Source organism: Rhodoferax sp., from assembly GCF_025354435.1.
Classification (GTDB): domain Bacteria; phylum Pseudomonadota; class Gammaproteobacteria; order Burkholderiales; family Burkholderiaceae_C; genus Rhodoferax_B.
In genome coordinates this window covers 1-16,978 of the sequence record NZ_JANXMU010000010.1, presented here as the reverse complement: position 1 = coordinate 16,978, position 16,978 = coordinate 1, and the positions used below count along the sequence as shown (strand labels likewise).

The following is a 16,978-nucleotide window of genomic DNA, read 5'->3' as shown; positions in this document are numbered from 1 at the left end:
AGTTTGGCGTCTAGATTTTTAAGAAAATGCATCGAGTATTGGTTGGTCCAATGGAATAGCGTTTGGATATAAAGCGCATTTGGCAGGATTTTTAAAGCGCTCGAGTCCACCGCTCTGTGAGATAAATTTTGCTGCTGCATTATGGGCTTTTTTTGAGACAGATATGAGGCCCAGGGGTCAACGTCAGAGGCACTTTTGCACCCATTTAAGGCATTGATCACGTCCTGTGCCGATACGCCGGGCACGGCAAAATCACCCCATGGTTCAACAGTTACTCATCGCAGGCGCAGGCATTGGTGGCATGGCAGCGGCCTTGGCGTGCGCGCAGGTCGGCTGGGATGTGCGCGTGTTCGAACGTGCGGCCGTCTTGAGCGAAGTCGGCGCAGGTATCCAAATCGGCCCCAACGTCACCCGGCTGCTGTACTGCTGGGGCCTGCAAGACGCACTGGCGGCTGTGGCCGCCTTTCCACCGCATCTGCAGGTGCGCGACGCACTGACGGCCCGCGAACTGGGCCGTCTGGCGCTGGGCACTGACATGCAGCAACGCTACGGAGCACCCTACGCCACGCTGCACCGGGCCGACCTGCTGGCGCTGCTGCATACCGCCGTGCAGCAGACGAGTACCCAGCTGCAACTCGACCACGGCCTGCAGCATTTCAGCCAAAACCCCTCTGGCGTATCGGTACGCGGCAGCACTGCGGAAGACATCCACGGCGATGCCCTGGTGGGTGCCGACGGTCTGTGGAGCCCCGTGCGCCAATGGCTGCTGCACGATGGCCCGCCCCGCAGCACCGGCCACCTAGCCTACCGCGCACTGGTGCGCCAGGCGGATCTGCCGCAGCACCTGCGCTCCCAGCGCGTCAACGCTTGGCTAGGCCCGAATCTGCATGTGGTGCAGTACCCCGTGTGTGGCGGCGACTGGCTCAACGTCGTGGCCATCGTGCACGGCCAGCTCCCGCCCCAGCGCACCAGCCTGGAGCACTGGGACCACAGTGCCAACGCCGCCGATCTGCAGACCAGCCTGGCAGGCGCGTGCAGCCCGCTCCAAGACCTGTTGCAGGCGGTCTCCTCCTGGCGCTTGTGGGTGCTGTGCGACCGCCCGCCCATGGCCGGGGCCCACCAGCATGCGCAAGGCCGGGTCGCGTTGCTGGGCGATGCGGCCCACCCGATGCGCCCTTACCTAGCCCAAGGCGCGGGCATGGCCATAGAAGATGCCGCCACCCTGGCCAGCGTGTTGCAGCCCGGCAGCGACATTCCTGCCGCGCTAGCCCACTACGCAGACCAACGCTGGCAACGCAATGCACGGGTGCAAGCGCGCGCCATCCGCAATGGCCGCATCTTCCATGCCACGGGCCTGGTGCGCTGGGGCCGGGACCGGGCGATGCAGCTGGGCGGTGAACGCCTGCTGGACCTACCATGGCTGTACGGCGGTGGCTAACCCGCCTTACAATCTGTTCACTATTAAATAGATAGCTACTAGCGTAAGTGGAATATAGGCTACAGGCCTTATTTTCTTAAATTTCGCATGCCAAAGTGTGCGCCAAGCCGCATGCAATAGCCTCGGCCAGCACAGCATTTCTGGCTGCTGCCCTTGAAACGTCACAACTTGCCCTTATCATTAGCACTTGTAGGGGTTGAGTGCTAGCACCCACCCCACGCCCCTTTTTTACCGTTCCATTTTTAGGAGACTCTATGAACCTACGTCCTCTCGGCGACCGCGTGATCGTCAAGCGTATTGACAGCGAAACCAAGACCGCTTCCGGCATCGTGATCCCTGACTCGGCTGCTGAAAAGCCAGACCAAGGCGAAATCCTGGCTGTTGGCCCTGGCAAAAAGAACGACAAGGGTGAAATTTCCGCCCTGACCGTCAAGGTTGGCGACCGCGTCTTGTTCGGCAAGTACAGCGGCCAAACCGTCAAGGTCGAAGGCGACGAACTGTTGGTCATGAAAGAAGACGACCTCTTCGCGGTTGTAGAGAAGTAATTTCTCGCCTTTCACTTTCCACTTAATTAACTGATTCCGGAGAAATTCTCATGGCAGCAAAAGACGTAGTTTTCGGCGGCGAAGCCCGCGCACGCATGGTTGAAGGCGTGAACATTTTGGCTAACGCAGTCAAGGTGACCCTGGGCCCTAAAGGCCGTAACGTGGTTCTGGAGCGCTCGTTTGGCGCGCCTACCGTGACCAAGGACGGTGTGTCCGTGGCCAAGGAAATCGAACTCAAGGACAAGCTGCAAAACATGGGTGCGCAGATGGTCAAGGAAGTGGCCTCCAAGACCTCCGACCTGGCTGGTGACGGCACCACCACCGCGACCGTGCTGGCCCAGGCCATCATCCGCGAAGGCATGAAGTACGTGGCCGCCGGCATGAACCCGATGGATCTGAAGCGCGGCATCGACAAGGCAGTGACTGCTTTGGTCGCCGAACTGAAGAAGGCTTCCAAGGCCACCACCACCTCCAAGGAAATCGCCCAAGTCGGTTCGATCTCCGCCAACTCCGATGAATCCATCGGCAAGATCATTGCTGACGCAATGGACAAGGTCGGCAAAGAAGGCGTGATCACCGTGGAAGACGGCAAGTCGCTGGAATCCGAACTGGATGTCGTCGAAGGCATGCAATTCGACCGTGGCTACCTGTCGCCCTACTTCATCAACAACCCAGAAAAGCAAGCCGCTTTGCTGGACAACCCGTTTGTTCTGTTGTTCGACAAGAAGATCAGCAACATCCGCGAACTCCTGCCGACCCTGGAACAAGTCGCCAAGTCCGGCCGTCCTCTGCTGATCATCGCTGAAGAAGTCGATGGCGAAGCGCTGGCGACCCTGGTGGTCAACACCATCCGCGGCATCCTGAAGGTTGTGGCTGTGAAGGCTCCTGGCTTCGGCGATCGCCGCAAGGCCATGCTGGAAGACATCGCCATTCTGACCGGCGGCAAGGTTATCGCTGAAGAAGTCGGTCTGACCCTGGAAAAAGTCACTTTGGCCGATCTGGGCCAAGCCAAGCGCATCGAAGTGGGCAAAGAAAACACCACCATCATTGATGGCGCTGGTGCTGCTGCCGACATCGAAGCCCGCGTCAAGCAAGTTCGCGTGCAAATCGAAGAAGCTTCCAGCGACTACGACCGCGAAAAGCTGCAAGAACGCGTGGCCAAGCTGGCTGGCGGCGTGGCCGTGATCAAGGTGGGCGCTACCACCGAGATCGAAATGAAGGAAAAGAAAGCCCGCGTTGAAGATGCTCTGCACGCTACCCGCGCTGCGGTGGAAGAAGGCATTGTGGCTGGCGGCGGCGTGGCTCTGCTGCGCGCCAAGCAAGCTGCTGGCAAGATCGAAGGCGCTAACGCCGACCAAGACGCCGGCATCAAGCTGGTGTTGAAGGCCATCGAAGCCCCTCTGCGCGAAATCGTCTACAACGCAGGCGAAGAAGCCTCTGTGGTGGTCGCGGCTGTGTTGACCGGTTCGGGCAACTACGGCTACAACGCTGCCAACGGCACCTACGGCGACATGATCGAAATGGGTATTCTGGACCCAACGAAAGTGACCCGTACTGCTCTGCAGAACGCAGCTTCCGTGGCATCTTTGATGCTGACGACCGAAGCCATGATTGCTGAGTCTCCAAAAGACGAAGCCGGTGCTGGCGGCATGGGCGGCGGCATGGGTGGTGGTATGGGCGGCATGGGCGACATGGGCATGTAAAAGAGGGTCGCCGCGAAACGAGCGGCTGGGGGCGTTGCACCGTCTTGCCGTGGCTTTGCCACTGTCTACGACGATGCGCCTACCCAGCCACCCGTTGCGCGACGAGGTTGGCATCCCTGTTGCAAGACCGGGACTACAACTTCCTCCAAACCCCGCAGAGTGCAAGCTCTGCGGGGTTTTTCATTTCCGATCTAGTTTATGGCTGAAAATGATCGAAACTGGGCTGATCGTGGATGGCCTGTGGGCCGCTCGTGCAGAAGAATAGAGCGCTACCATCCACCACTGCTTGAGGTTCTACACCATGCAAACCTGTCTGATTTTGATCGATGCCCAGGAATCTTTTCGGCAACGTCCTTACTTCAACCCGGCCACGCTGCCGGGTTACCTGGCCCGGCAGAACGCACTGATCGAGGGCTGCGTGGCGCAGGGCATTCCTATCGTGCGCATCTTCCATGTCGATGGCCCTAAGACGACCGACAACGCGTTTGCCGTCGAATCCGGCCACATCCAGCCCATCGCGGGTCTGGCTCCATTCGAGCCTGCCGCCACCTTCACCAAAAGCCGCCACAGCGCGCTGGTGGGCACCGGGCTGGACGTGTGGCTGACAGCGCACGGCATTCGCCGCCTGATCGTCAGCGGCATCCGCACCGAGCAATGCTGCGAAACCACCACCCGCCATGCGTCCGACCTGGGCTGGGCAGTGGACTACTGCCTGGACGCCACGCTGACCTGGGACATGCAGCACCTAGACGGCACGGTGCTACCCGCCGCCGACATCATGGCCCGCACCGCCGCCGTGCTCACCGAGCGCTTCGCCCGCATCTGCACGGTGGAACAAGCCCTGGAAGGAGCCGCCGCATGACGCACCGTGTTGCCATCCTGGTGTTTGACGACGTAGAAGCACTGGACTTTGCCGGGCCGTACGAGGTGTTCACCACCGCCAGCCGCGTGCATAGCCGCAGCCACCCCAACGACCCACCCCTATTTGCTACACAATGCGTAGCACGTCACGCTGACCCAGTGGGCGCAAGGGCCGGTTTATGCATAATTCCCGACAGCACGTTTGCGGCCTGCACCGCCACCGACGCGCTGATCATCCCCGGCGGCGTGGTCGATGCCGCGATGGCTTGCGAACAGACCATCGCCTGGATTGCCGCCACCGCCGCCACGGCTTCTACCGTCGCATCAGTCTGTACAGGTGCATTTTTGCTGGCGCGCAGCGGCGTGCTCACCCACGGCCCGGTCACCACGCATTGGGAAGACGTGGATGACCTGCAACGCATGTTCCCAGCCCTGCAGGTGCAGACCGGCAAGCGTTGGATCACCCAAGGCCACATCACCACTTCGGCAGGCATCAGCGCAGGCATCGATATGTGCCTACACCTGGTCGCCACGCTGGCGGGCCACGAACTGGCCACCCGCACGGCCCGGCAAATGGACTACGCATGGCAAGCCCAGCCGTAATCCAGGTTCTATTTGTCCTGCTGCCCAACAGCCTGATCCTCGACTGGGCGGGCCCGGCCGAAGCCCTGCGCATCACCAACCAATGCCTGCTGGCGCAGGGCCAGCCGGAGCGCTTTGCCCTGCAATTTATAGGGCCGGATGGCAGCACGGCCACCTCAGTCGGCGCACAGCTCACCGGGCTGCAGCCCCTGCCCAGCGCGCTGACCGCCCACCCGGCCACGCCGCACTGGGTGGTGCTGGTCGGCCTGCCCGGTGAAACAATAGCGGTAGACAACGCCCCGGCCCGCGCCGTGCTGCACTGGCTGCGCGGCCTGCGCCTAGCCACGCACCAGCTGGAGCTGGTGACGGTGTGCGCGGGCACCCTGCTGGCGGCTCACGCCGGGCTGCTCAAGGGCAGGCGCGTCACCACCCACCACCAGCACCTGGACGAACTGCGCAGCGTGGAGCCGCAGTGCGAGGTGGTGGCCAACCGGGTGTTTGTGGAAGACGCGCCGGTCTACAGCAGTGCGGGCGTGACCACCGGCATTGACCTGGTGCTGCAACGCATCGCCGACACCTGCGGCGAGCCCATCGCAGCGCAGGTCGCCCAGACCATGGTGGTGGCTTTGCGGCGCGGCCCGCACGACCCCGAGCTGTCGCCATTCTTAAGCTACCGCAACCACCTGCACCCTGCCCTGCACCGGGTGCAGGATGCCGTCAGCCTGGACCCGCGGGCGGGCTGGACGGTGCCGCGCATGGCCGACATGGCCCACACCTCGCCACGCCACCTGACGCGTTTGTTCATAGAATACGCGCAGATTGCGCCCTTGCAGTATCTGCGCCGCATCCGCCTGGCCGTGGCGCAGACGGCCCTGCAGTCGGGCCACAACGTCAACCATGCCGCCGAGCTGGCGGGTTTCAGTTCAGATACCCAATTGCGCCGCGCCTGGCACCAATTAGGCTTGCCAGGCGCCCCGTCGCAAGCACGGCAGCGCTGATTTCGGCGGTCTGGCGAGAGTCACGCAGGCGACACACAGTGCCTGTGCGGGCCATATTTGTCGGCGAAACCCCAAATATGTCGCGAACTCAAAAGTCACATATTGTTACGTTTGGAACAAAATTGCCAGGCCAGTAAAGCCGCTGGTATTTTTTGGACCTACCGAGTGAACAACCCGACGATGAACGCACGCCATGCCGCCCCACCGGCCCCGCACACCGGGGCTGCGTCCGAGGGCATTCTGGCCAAGCTGCGGCTGGACTCCAAGACCTCGGAGCCCTATTACCAGCAACTCAAGCGCCAGATCCAGGCCCTAATCGACAGCGGCGATCTGCCCACGGGCAGCAACCTGCCGTCGGAGCGGGTCCTGGCCGAAGCCCTGCAGGTCAGCCGCACCACCATCAAACGCTGCTACAACGACCTGCGCCACGCCCACTTGCTCAGTACCCACGGCCGCGGTGGCACGCAGGTGCAGGCTCCGCAAAAAATCCACCAACCCATCGGCAAACTCAAAAGCTTTGCCGAAGACATGCGCGAACGGGGCATGGCCGCCAGCACCCAGTTGGTGACCCATGACGTGGTGCAGGACCGCATGATTGCGTCCATCTTCGGGCGGCCATCGGTCAACAGCTTTGCCAAGCTGGTGCGTATCCGCCTGGCCGACGGCCAGCCCCTGGCCCGCGAAGTCGCCTGGTATGACCTGGCGCTGGCCCCGCCCATGGCCGACTGGGACACACGCGGTTCGGTCTATGCCTACTTACAAGAACACTGCGGTCTGGCCCTGACGGCGGCCGAGCAAACCATTGAAGCGGTAATGAGCAGCGAGGCCGAATCCAAAGCCTTCAACTACACCGCGCCTGCGCCCTGCCTGCTGCTCAAACGCAAGTCCTTCAGCAGCGACAACAAGCTAGTCGAGTACATCGAAAGCACCTACCGGGGCGAGGCCTACGCCTACCGCCTCAACCTCACGCCCTGAGATAGACGCAACCGGGAAAGCAGCCTTTATTTGTCCGGAAAAGTTTCGATGATCGCGTCGGCCGCAGCCCGCACGCGTGCCGTACGGGCCAGATCGCTATGCATCACCAGCCACACGCCGTAAGACTCGCTGCGCTCAGGCCAGATGCGCTGCAACCGGGCATCGGTGTCGGCCATGTGGATAGGCAATTCGGCAATGCCCAGCCCGTTGGCGGCAGCCTCCAGCAGCACCAAGCCAGTGTTGACCTCCATCACCACACGGGCATTCGCCATCGCTTCCCCGCACAGTATTTCACTTTGCCGCGCCAACACCGACGGCTGGTAAATCACCACATCGTGCCCCGCCAGGGCTGTGCCCGCCTTGGGCTCGCCGCGTTCTGCCAGATAGGTTTTGGCCGCGTAAAGACCCATCTGGCGTTTGGTCAACTGGCGGGTGATCAGGTCGGGGTCGGTAGGCCGCACCAGCCGGATGGCCAGGTCAGACTCGCGGCGCGTCAGGCTGGCCAATTGGTTGGACGCACTGAGCACGATGCGGATGTCCGGGTGCCGGGTGTGCAGGCGCTGCATGGCAGCAACCACAAAATACACCGCCATGGTGTCCGATGTGGCCACCCGCACGGTACCCGATAAACGGTTATCGATACCCTGCATTTCACGCTGCAGCTGGTCCGCAGCGCGCTCCATCAGCTCGGCCGCAGCCACCGCCAACTCACCCGCCGGGGTCGCTACATAGCCTGAGGGCGTGCGCAAAAACAGCCGCGCGCCCAGCGTCTGCTCCATGGCGGCCAAGCGGCGGCCCACGGTGGCCTGGTCGATTTGCAGCTCGGCCGCCGCGCCTCGCAAGGTACCAGCGCGGGAAATGCTGAGAAAAATGCGGGCATTGTCCCAATCCATGGCTTCCTTGAAATGCATTTTTGCATTGAGCTGCTTATGTTATGCATCTTTACTGCATCACACAAGCCGCGAATAATCGCCAACCTAGTGATAACCCTGAAAGCCCACCATGCCTACCCGCCCTCCACCCCACACCCCAGCCACCGGCAGCATCTGGGTGCTCTGGACCCTGGCCATTGGTTTTGTGATGGCAATGATCGACGTGACCGCCGTCAACGTTGCCTTGCCAGACATCGCATTGAACCTCTCGGTGCCGCTGACCGGTTTGGTGTGGGTGGTGGACGGCTATACGCTGACCTTTGCCGCACTGCTGCTAGCGGGCGGCGCGTTGGCCGACCGGTTTGGCCCCAAAACCGTCTACCAAGGTGGGTTGGCGGTGTTCTTGCTGGGGTCGGTGCTGTGCGGTCTGGCCACCAGCGGCACCGGTCTGATCGCCGCACGTCTGCTGCAAGGCGCAGGCGCGGCCCTGTTTATGCCCAGCTCGCTCAGCCTGCTCACCCATGCCTATGAAGATGATCGCACCCGCGCCAGGATACTGGGCATCTGGTCAGCCATGGTGGGCGCGGCATCGGCCGTGGGCCCGCTGGTCGGCGGTATTTTGGTGCACAGCTATGGCTGGCGCAGTGTGTTTTGGGTCAATCTGCCATTGGGTTTGCTGGGCATCGTGCTGGCGCAGGTATTGATTGCGGCTACGCCACGGCAGCCCCGGGCGCTGTCCTTGCTCAGCCACGCGTTCGGCGTATTGATCCTGACGGCCTTGAGTTTCTTTTTGATTGAAGGCCCCACGCTGGGCTGGGGGTCAGCGCCCGTGGTGGCTGCGGCCGTGGTTGCCGTGGCAGCGGCACTGGCCTTGGTCCAGCGCGAACGCACTGGTGCCCACCCATTGCTGCCACGCGCATTGCTGCACACCGCAGGCTTCGGGGCCGCCAACATGACCGGCTTTTTGATCAACTTTGCGGTGTTTGGCCAATTGTTCCTGCTCAGCCTGTACCTGCAACAGGCGCGCTCTGCCGATGCCTTGCAGGCAGGCCTGCAACTGCTACCGATGATGGCCGCGTTCACGGTGGGCAACCTGGCTTCGGGACGCATTTCGGCCCGCGTCGGCACACGCAAACCCATGCTGGTGGGCCTGGGTGTAGCGGCGCTGGCAACGGTGGCGTTGGTGGGGGTACGGCTGCACACGCCCTACCCGGTGTTGCTGCTCGGGCTGATCGTGGTGAACTTGTTTGTAGCGGTGGCGATTCCGGCCATGACCACCACCGTGATGCAAATATCCGGCCGAACCTACGCCAATAGCGCCGCCGCCGCCCTGAACGCCAATCGCCAGATCGGTGCCTTGGTCGGCGTGGCGTTGGTCGGAACGATTCTGCACACCGTGCCAGATTGGAACTTGCGGCTGCCGCTGGCCTTTGCGGCGTTCGCCCTGGCTTACGGCCTGGCCAGCCTGCTGGTGTACCGCTTTGTGGCCACACCCCAGGCGCAAATACCCTGCGCAGTCAAGACGGCGTAGCGCTCTGGGGCAAAGGCCCGGGTAGCCGGCTATTGGGGGTCAGGTGCGCAAAGGCACCATCGCCATACGAGCGCACCACCTCGGAGATGACGATATGGAAGCCCTTGTACCAGCGCGCGTACTGGCGCTTGGCTTCCAAGTGGTGCGGGTGCTGGGAGAAGGCTTGCACGTCCTCCAGGCTGGCCCAGTAGTAGGTAGCGTTACGGCGCTGGCCGACTTCGGACAACCACACTTCCACGCCCAAGAAGCCTGGCATGGCGCGGGCCACCGCGTCGATCAGTGCGTCCAAGCGGTCAAACTCCGCGTCGTACTGGCCAAGTTCCCAGATGAAGGCAGCGCTAAACACCTCAGCGCAGCTTGGCCAGCAGGCCCGCGGTAGAGCCGTCCAGCCCGGACACATCGCCCGACTGCAGGCGCGGCTCGATGTCTTTGGCCAGCACCTTGCCGAGCTCCACGCCCCACTGGTCAAAGCTGTTGATACCCCACAGCGCGCCGCTCACAAACACCCGGTGCTCTTGCAGCGCAATCAGCGCGCCCAGGCTGGCGGGGGTCAGGTCGTCCAGCAGCAGGAAGGTGCTGGGGCGGTTGCCGGGGAAGTTGCGGTGGCCGCCCGCATCCACTTTGCCGACCATCAGGGCCTGGGCCTGGGCGACCACGTTGGACAAAAGTGTGTTGTGGTGGCCGGGCAGGCTGTGGCGGGCCTTCTTGACGGCGATAAATTCTACCGGCACCACGTCCGTGCCCTGGTGCAGCATCTGGAAGTAGGCGTGCTGGCCGTTGGTGCCGGGCTCGCCCCAGAGCACGCACGAGGTGCCAAACGGCAGCTTCTGGCCCTGCATGTCCACCTGCTTGCCGTTGCTTTCCATGTCCAGTTGCTGCAGGTAGGCGGGCAGGCGGCGCAGCGCGCTGTGGTACGGGGCAATGCTACGGCTGGTGAAGCCGTGGAAATTGCGGTACCACACGTCCAGCAGGCCCAGGCGCATGGGCAAATTTTGCTCCAGCGGGGCGGTGCGGAAATGCTCGTCCATGGCTTCGGCACCGGCCAAAAACTCACGGAAGTGCGCCGCACCGATGGCAATCGCCACCGGCAGGCCAATCGCCGACCACACCGAATAGCGCCCGCCCACCCAGTCCCAGAAACCAAAAGTGGTGCTGATGCCAAACGCGTTGGCGGCCGCCACATTGGTGGTGAGTGCCGCAAAGTGGCGCGCGGTGTTGGTGCCGCCCTGCGCCTCGAACCAGGCCTTGGCCGAGCGGGCGTTGGTCATGGTCTCGGTGGTGGTGAAGGTCTTGGAGGCGATCAAAAACAGCGTGCTACTCGCTTGCAGGCGCGGCAGCAGCGCGGCCAGCTCGTGGCCGTCCACGTTGGACACAAAGTGCATGCGTTTGGTGGGCGTGGCAAACGCGTCGAGTGCCAGTGTGGCCATCAGCGGGCCTAAATCAGAGCCGCCAATGCCGATGTTCACCACATCGGTGATGGCGGCGTCGGCGCGCGTGGCTTCGGCAAAGGCCAGCATCGCGTCCAGCGTGGCGTGCACCTCAGCCAGATCATTTTTGATAGCTACTGGTGCAGGTTTTGCTTGCGTTGCAGCACTTTTTCTTAACAAAAAGTGCATCACCGCCCGGTCTTCAGTCGTATTGATCTTGGCACCGGCAAACATCGCGTCGCGCAGCACTTCCACACCGGTCTGGCGGGCCAGGTCGAACAGCAGGCTTTGGGTGGGCGCGTCGATACGGTTCTTCGACAGGTCGGCGAACACGTAGGGCGCGTCCTGGCTGAAGGCGGCAAAGCGGCCGGGGTCGGCAGCAAAGGCCGTACGCAGGTCCAGCGCAGCTCCACTGGCAGCGTACTGGGCTTGCAGTTGCGCCCAGGCGGGCACAGTGTCACAACGGGGGCGGTGGAGTGCGTCCATTTTTATTCCTTTTCGGTTTTATAGGTAGGTCACCCCAAACAACAGCCAGAACGCACCGCCCTCAGGGCACCACCGAACCGGCTTCGCCGGGCCGTCGGTATCGCCCCTGCAAGGGGGTTGGCGTAGCGCAACGTAGCCTGGGGATAAGTAAAACTAAGCAGCCAGCAGCAGCTTGTCCAATTTGATGGCATCGGTGACGAAGCCACGGATGCCTTCGGCCAGCTTCTCGGTGGCCATCGCATCCTGGTTCAGGGCGAAGCGGAAACCGGCTTCGTCCAGTGTCACTTCTTCCAGGTCCATGGCCTGGGCGGCCTTGGCATCCAGCGCGCGCGTCAGCGGGGCATCGCTGGCGGCCATCAGGGCCAGCAGGTCGGGGCTGATGGTCAGCAGGTCGCAGCCCGCCAGCGCAGTGATCTGGCCCACGTTGCGAAAGCTCGCACCCATCACCTCGGTCTTGATGCCGAAGCGCTTGTAGTAGTTGTAGATCTGGGTGACCGACACCACACCGGGGTCTTTGGCTTCGGCCATGTCGGCCTCGACCCAAGCGGCACCGGCGGTCTTTTTGTACCAGTCGTAGATGCGGCCGACAAACGGCGAGATCAGTTGCACCTTGGCCTGGCCGCAGGCCACGGCCTGGGCAAAGCTGAACAGCAATGTAAGGTTGGTGCGGATGCCTGCGCGCTCCAGCTCGGCCGCGGCCTGGATGCCTTCCCAGGTGGAGGCGACCTTGATCAGGATGCGTTCCTTGGCAATGCCTTCGCTGGCGTACATCTCGATCAAGCGCTTGCCGCGGGCCACGGTGGCCGCTGTGTCAAAGCTCAGGCGCGCATCGACTTCGGTGGACACGCGGCCCGGCACGATGGACAAAATCTCGCAGCCAAAACGCACAATCAGGCGGTCGCACACCTCGTCCAACGGGCGGCCCTTGTACTTGGCCACGGCCTCGGCCAGTAGCGGCGCGTAGTCGGGCTTTTGCACGGCCTTCAGGATCAGCGACGGGTTGGTGGTGGCATCGGTGGGCAAGAAAACGCCCAACTGCTTGAAGTCGCCGGTATCGGCAACGACGGTGGTGAACTGCTTGAGGGAGTCGAGTTGGGTCATGGTATGTAGTGGTCGTTGTCAGAACCCAAAATAGGCGGGGTTCTTTCGCTGGAAACCGGGGTGCGCCAGGGGTTGGAGGGCTGCACGGTCTCGAATGGTACAAACAAAAAGATACGCGGCGGGGCTGCGTGGTGCATCTTTTTGGTTACCAAGCTGCAAAATCTGTGTGGCCGTAAAAACCCGGCCCCTGGGGCGCATCGGGGTAACTAGGTTACCAAACCAGCTTAGACCCCAGTTTGAAAGCGCCACAAGCGGGAAAACACTGATAAAAACTGCCTTAAAAAGATTTTTTAGCTGCCATATTTTCAGAAACCTGAAACTAAGTTACATTCGCGGTCACCCTTTTGGATGTAACTCTATGAGCTTTGATTTAGTCTTGTTTGGCGGCACCGGCGACCTCGCCTGGCGCAAGTTGATGCCCGCCCTGTTCCAATCTTTTCGCCACGGCACCCTGCCTGAGGGTGGTCGCATCATTGGTGTGGGTCGTGACGACCTCAGCCATGAACAGTACCGCGAGCAGATCCAATCGCGCTTCAACAGCGTCGAAGAATCCAAGCGCCCCAACGCCGAAGAATTTGCACGCTTTGCCGCGCTGCTGGAATTCCAGCGCATGGACCTGTCCAAGCCCGATGACTACGCTGCGCTGAAGTCCATCCTGGAAACCCGCAATGCCGACTCGGTAGTGATGTACGTGGCCACCGCGCCCGGCCTGTTCACCACCGTGTGCGAACAGCTGGCGGCTGCTGGCCTGAACAGCGACCACACCCGCATCGTGCTGGAAAAGCCGCTGGGCCACGACCTGGCATCCAACCGCGCCATCAACGAAACCGTGCGCCGCTGCTTCAAGGAAAAGCAGGTTTTCCGCATCGACCACTACCTGGGCAAGCCCTCGGTCCAAAACCTGTTTGCGTTGCGCTTTGGCAACGCCCTGTTTGAACCCCTGTGGAAGCGCGAGCACATCGCCAACATCCAGATCACCATTGCCGAAGACCTGGGCGTGGAAAAGCGCGGCGCCTTCTACGAAAACACCGGCGCACTGCGCGACATGGTGCAAAACCACGCGCTGCAACTGCTGTGCGCCATCGGCATGGAGCCGCCCATCAACGCGCACGCCGATGCCATCCGCGACGAAAAGCTCAAGGTATTGCGTTCGCTCAAGCCCTGGACAGCCGAAACCCTGTCCCAGCACGTGATCCGCGGCCAGTACAGCGCAGGCAAGTCCAGCGGCGTGTCGGTGCCCGGCTACCGCGAAGAGCTGGGCGTGAACCCCGACAGCCAGACCGAAACCTTCGTTGCCCTGCGCACCGAAATCGCCAACTGGCGCTGGGCCGGTGTGCCCTTCTACATCCGTACCGGCAAGCGCCTGGCCGGACGCGACGCGCACATCGTGGTCAACTTCCACCAAACCCCGCACCCGATCTTCAACGCCCCGGTGGGCGCGGCCAACCGCCTGGTCATCAATCTGCAACCCAAGGACGGGCTAGAGCTGCACCTGCTAGCGCAAGCCCAGGGCAACCGCAGCCGCTCGGCCAGCCAGTCGCTGGCCCCGGTGCAGCTGGATCTGGACTTTGACAAACGCTTCGGCTCGGAACGCGTGGGTGCCTACGAGCGCCTGCTGCTCGACGTGCTGGACGGCCGCCTGAACCTGTTTGTACGCAGCGACGAGCAAGAGGAAGCCTGGCGCTGGGTCGAACCCATCATCGAACACTGGAAGAACGACGCGGCAGGCCCACGCCCCTATGGCGCAGGCACCTGGGGCCCGAGTGCCTCCAGCGCGATGATTGCGCGCGACGGTTACTGCTGGAGCGAAGAGTCGTAATCCATGCTCGACCGTATCAAAGCTTCCCTCTCGTCGCTGGCACCAGCGGAGCAGCGTGTGGGCAAGCTGGTGCTGACCGACCCGCGCGCCTTTGCCAACCTGCCGGTCAGCGAGCTCAGTGACCGCGCCCACGTCAGCAAACCCACCGTGGTGCGGTTTTGCCGCAGCATGGGCTACGACGGCCTGAGCGACTTCAAGCTCAAGCTGGCAGGCAGCGTCAGCGAGGGTGTGCCCTTCATCCACCGCAGCGTGGACCTGGACGACAAAACCAGCGACGTGATGGTCAAGGTGATCGACAACACCGTCGCCGCCTTCCTCAAGTACCGCAACGAAGCCAGCACCACGGCGCTGGAAAAAGCCGCCGAAATTTTGGCCGAAACCTACAAAACCGGCAAACGCATCGAGTTCTACGGCGCGGGCAATTCTGGCATCGTGGCGCAGGACGCGCAGCACAAGTTCTTCCGCCTGGGTGTGCACGCCATTGCCTACAGCGACGGCCACATGCAGGTGATGGGCGCATCCATGCTCGGCCCGGGCGACTGCGTGGTGGTGATATCCAACTCGGGCCGCACCCGCGACCTGATGGATGCCTGCGACATCGCCCGCAAAAACGGCGCAACTACCATCGTCATAACCACCAGCGGCTCGCCCCTGGCCGCTGCCGGGCATATACACCTCGCCGCCAACCACCCCGAAGGCTACGAGCGCTACAGCCCGATGGTGTCGCGCCTGCTGCACCTGATGATCATCGACATCCTGGCCACTTGTGTGGCCCTGCGCATCGGCGGCACCACCTTGCAGCCCAAGCTGCAAGAGATCAAGAACAACCTGCGTAGCAAGCGCTACACTTGATTTTTAAAAAAAATCAGGCTCTAGCGCATATAGAACCTACGCATATAGCTATTAAATAAATAGCATTTATAGCGGGCGATACACTCCCCTTTTTTCACAAGGGAAGTCGCCATGAACCAAGAACTTTTCGACAAAGGCCTGCAGACCCGCCGCGAGGTACTGGGTGCCGACTACGTGGACGCGGCCATCCAGAATGCCGATGCCTTCAGCATGGACATCCAGGAGCTGGTGACCCAGTATGCCTGGGGCGATGTGTGGAACCGCCCAGGCCTGGACCGCAAAACCCGCAGCCTGCTGAACCTGGCCATGCTGACCGCCCTGAACCGCCCACACGAACTCAAGCTGCACCTGCGCGGCGCACTGACCAATGGCGTGAGCAAGGACGAGATCAAAGAGGTGTTTTTGCAGACCGCCATCTATTGCGGCGCACCGGCGGCCATCGACAGCTTCCGCACCGCCAAAGAGGTGTTCAAAGAGTTGGGCGTTTAGCCGCTTCGTCGCAGGCCCGCAGGTAGGCCAAAAAGGCCTCCAGCGGCATGGGCTTGGCGAAGTAATAGCCCTGGCCAAACGGTACGCCCATGGCCCGCAACTGCGTGGCCTGGGCGGCGTTTTCGATGCCTTCGGCAACCACCTGGCTATTGACGGCCTTGGCGATGGCGATAATTTCCGGGATCAGGCTGGAGCGCAGGCTGGCGTCTTCCATCTCGAACACAAAAGACTTGTCGATCTTCACAAAGTCGGGCGCGACGCGCTTGACCATGCCCAGGTTGGAGTAGCCGGTGCCGAAGTCGTCGATCGAGATGTAGTAGCCGTCGGCCTTGAGGCGCTGCAGTTCGGGCACGATCTCGGGCGAAAAGTTGTATTCGGTGACTTCCAGCTCAACCTGCAGGTCGGTGCGGCCCAGGGCCTGCAGGCTGGCGCGCAGGTGCGGCTCGATGGCATCGCGCTGCAGGTTTTGTGGAAAGAAGTTCAACGCCACCTTGAAGGGCCCGCGCGCGGGCAAGGCCGCACCCAGCTCCTGCAGCGCCCGGGTGCTGACCGCCGCGTCAAAAGCCCAAGTCCGGTTATCCGCAATCAAGGCCGGAATGAAGTGGTCGGGGTAAACCAGTTGGCCTGCGTCATCCAACCGGGCCAGCACTTCGCAGCCTATCGGTTGGCCGCTAGCCAAGTCCATGATGGGCTGGTAGTGGCACACCACATTGGCGGGTTGGCACAGAAAACGGATACGGTAGGCCATCGACTGGAAATGCTGGCAGCGCTGCGTCACCGCACTCTGCACCAGCAGCCCCAGCAGCAGGCACACCAGGGCGGCCCCAACCCAGACCTCGGCATGGTTTTGGTACAGGTCCTGGGCCAGCAGCACCGACTGCACAGAGATGGGGCTGACACCCGGCAGCGTGGTGGTGACCAGCAAGGCGGCGCGGCCCGCGTCCAGATGCAAATGCGGGGTTTGCGGGGTGACCAGGCGGTCGGTCCACACACCCCGGGCACTTTGGTACACCCGGGTGCGCTGGCTGGCACGGCCGGCCCAGACGGCATCGGCATAGCGCGCGCGGATGTCTTGGGTGGAGTTGGGCTGCATCACCACCTGGAAGCGCCCCCGCTCGACCAGGGCGGTGCGCACCGTTCCCTGCGACAAAGGCAGGGGGGCGTTAAGGCAACGCTGAATAAGTCCCGACCTGGCGCGTGACTTGCATTGGTATTGTCATCCCTCACAAGGCGACAAAGATGAAGCAACACACCCTGGCCCTGGCCGCCGACCAAGAAGCGGGATTCGCCCAGCACCGC

At 62.3% G+C, this 16,978-nt stretch carries 16 protein-coding genes; 11 read left to right on the top strand and 5 right to left on the bottom strand.

Annotated features, from left to right (window positions below):
* Positions 1 to 259 precede the first annotated feature (259 nt).
* The 7 genes from Q0T48_RS02555 (at position 260) to Q0T48_RS02525 (ending at position 7,102) form a co-directional block, all read left to right on the top strand.
* Positions 260 to 1,438 carry an FAD-dependent monooxygenase gene (locus Q0T48_RS02555; protein WP_295951960.1) on the top strand — a complete coding sequence of 393 codons (1,179 nt, stop codon included), beginning with the start codon at positions 260 to 262 and terminating at the stop codon, positions 1,436 to 1,438.
* A gap of 254 nt (positions 1,439 to 1,692) precedes the next feature.
* Entirely contained in the window at positions 1,693 to 1,983 is a 291-nt protein-coding gene (groES, locus tag Q0T48_RS02550) for a co-chaperone GroES (RefSeq protein WP_295951957.1), read from the top strand.
* A gap of 50 nt (positions 1,984 to 2,033) precedes the next feature.
* On the top strand, positions 2,034 to 3,686 hold the full coding sequence (gene groL, locus Q0T48_RS02545; protein WP_295951953.1) for a chaperonin GroEL: 1,653 nt from the start codon (positions 2,034 to 2,036) through the stop codon (positions 3,684 to 3,686).
* Between the two features lie 301 nt (positions 3,687 to 3,987).
* Positions 3,988 to 4,548, top strand: a complete 561-nt coding sequence (locus Q0T48_RS02540) for an isochorismatase family protein (RefSeq protein ID WP_295951950.1) — start codon at positions 3,988 to 3,990, stop codon at positions 4,546 to 4,548.
* Entirely contained in the window at positions 4,545 to 5,150 is a 606-nt protein-coding gene (locus Q0T48_RS02535) for a DJ-1/PfpI family protein (RefSeq protein WP_295951947.1), read from the top strand. The genes Q0T48_RS02540 and Q0T48_RS02535 overlap by 4 nt, the downstream gene beginning before the upstream one ends.
* Positions 5,132 to 6,127, top strand: a complete 996-nt coding sequence (locus Q0T48_RS02530; RefSeq protein WP_295951944.1) for a helix-turn-helix domain-containing protein — start codon at positions 5,132 to 5,134, stop codon at positions 6,125 to 6,127. Before Q0T48_RS02535 ends, Q0T48_RS02530 begins: the two co-directional genes overlap by 19 nt.
* 180 nt (positions 6,128 to 6,307) lie before the next feature.
* Complete coding sequence (locus Q0T48_RS02525; RefSeq protein WP_295951941.1) at positions 6,308 to 7,102, top strand: GntR family transcriptional regulator; 795 nt, start codon at positions 6,308 to 6,310, stop codon at positions 7,100 to 7,102.
* Positions 7,103 to 7,128: 26 nt separating this feature from the next.
* Here the strand turns inward: Q0T48_RS02525 and Q0T48_RS02520 are convergent, their stop codons facing one another.
* The gene (locus Q0T48_RS02520; protein ID WP_295951938.1) at positions 7,129 to 7,995 is read right to left on the bottom strand and encodes a LysR family transcriptional regulator; all 867 of its coding nucleotides are present in this window, start codon (positions 7,993 to 7,995) and stop codon (positions 7,129 to 7,131) included.
* Positions 7,996 to 8,104: 109 nt separating this feature from the next.
* Here Q0T48_RS02520 and Q0T48_RS02515 point away from each other — a divergent pair, with 109 nt between their 5' ends.
* Positions 8,105 to 9,505 carry an MFS transporter gene (locus Q0T48_RS02515; protein WP_295951935.1) on the top strand — a complete coding sequence of 467 codons (1,401 nt, stop codon included), beginning with the start codon at positions 8,105 to 8,107 and terminating at the stop codon, positions 9,503 to 9,505.
* On the opposite strand, the gene Q0T48_RS02510 is transcribed toward Q0T48_RS02515, so the two are convergent.
* The 3 genes from Q0T48_RS02510 to tal form a co-directional block, all read right to left on the bottom strand.
* Positions 9,492 to 9,851 carry an antibiotic biosynthesis monooxygenase gene (locus Q0T48_RS02510; protein ID WP_295951933.1) on the bottom strand — a complete coding sequence of 120 codons (360 nt, stop codon included), beginning with the start codon at positions 9,849 to 9,851 and terminating at the stop codon, positions 9,492 to 9,494. The genes Q0T48_RS02515 and Q0T48_RS02510 overlap by 14 nt on opposite strands.
* A 1-nt stretch (position 9,852) precedes the next feature.
* Positions 9,853 to 11,418: a glucose-6-phosphate isomerase gene (pgi, locus tag Q0T48_RS02505; protein WP_295951929.1), complete on the bottom strand. Its 1,566-nt coding sequence runs from the start codon at positions 11,416 to 11,418 to the stop codon at positions 9,853 to 9,855.
* 153 nt (positions 11,419 to 11,571) lie between these two features.
* Positions 11,572 to 12,519 carry a transaldolase gene (gene tal / locus Q0T48_RS02500; protein WP_295951927.1) on the bottom strand — a complete coding sequence of 316 codons (948 nt, stop codon included), beginning with the start codon at positions 12,517 to 12,519 and terminating at the stop codon, positions 11,572 to 11,574.
* A gap of 358 nt (positions 12,520 to 12,877) precedes the next feature.
* On the opposite strand from tal, the gene zwf reads away from it, so the two are divergent.
* The 3 genes from zwf to pcaC all read left to right on the top strand — a co-directional run bounded on the left by zwf (position 12,878) and on the right by pcaC (position 15,679).
* Entirely contained in the window at positions 12,878 to 14,338 is a 1,461-nt protein-coding gene (gene zwf, locus Q0T48_RS02495) for a glucose-6-phosphate dehydrogenase (RefSeq protein WP_295951924.1), read from the top strand.
* Between the two features lie 3 nt (positions 14,339 to 14,341).
* The gene (locus tag Q0T48_RS02490) at positions 14,342 to 15,190 is read left to right on the top strand and encodes an SIS domain-containing protein (protein ID WP_295951921.1); all 849 of its coding nucleotides are present in this window, start codon (positions 14,342 to 14,344) and stop codon (positions 15,188 to 15,190) included.
* Positions 15,191 to 15,301: 111 nt separating this feature from the next.
* Positions 15,302 to 15,679, top strand: a complete 378-nt coding sequence (gene pcaC, locus Q0T48_RS02485; RefSeq protein WP_295951919.1) for a 4-carboxymuconolactone decarboxylase — start codon at positions 15,302 to 15,304, stop codon at positions 15,677 to 15,679.
* Here the strand turns inward: pcaC and Q0T48_RS02480 are convergent.
* Entirely contained in the window at positions 15,660 to 16,829 is a 1,170-nt protein-coding gene (locus tag Q0T48_RS02480) for an EAL domain-containing protein (protein WP_295951916.1), read from the bottom strand. The genes pcaC and Q0T48_RS02480 overlap by 20 nt on opposite strands.
* Positions 16,830 to 16,978: the final 149 nt, after the last annotated feature.